We start from the raw sequence: 298 nt of genomic DNA, 5'->3' as shown, positions 1-298 counted from the left end.
TGATAGGAGCCATCCCCATAATCCTCGGTTAGAATGAAGTTGCCGACCTACATTCAGAGAGGAGATTATGAGAAATGGCTCAATATCAGATTAACGTAGATTCAGAGGTATTGCATCAACTTTTTTTAGGTAATTCCCGGGATGAGGGGATGAAGCAACTGATGGAGGCGATCGTCAATCAGGTGCTTCAAGCGCAGATGACGGAGCAATTGGCCGCCGAACGGTACGAACGCAATGATGAACGCCGCGGTTATCGCAATGGGACGTACCCTCATCAGCTCAGTACCCGTATTGGCAA

General features: G+C 48.3%; 1 protein-coding gene. It reads left to right on the top strand.

The features are described from left to right. Positions 1-74: 74 nt before the first annotated feature. Positions 75-298 (top strand): transposase (locus PSHG_RS26130; RefSeq protein WP_010267611.1); only part of this gene is annotated, 224 nt, incomplete at its 3' end.

The sequence above is a fragment of the Paenibacillus senegalensis JC66 genome (assembly GCF_000285515.1).
GTDB lineage: Bacteria > Bacillota > Bacilli > Paenibacillales > NBRC-103111 > Paenibacillus_L > Paenibacillus_L senegalensis.
Note: the sequence above shows the minus strand (reverse complement) of the source record. Positions and strands in the feature narration are given on the sequence as shown.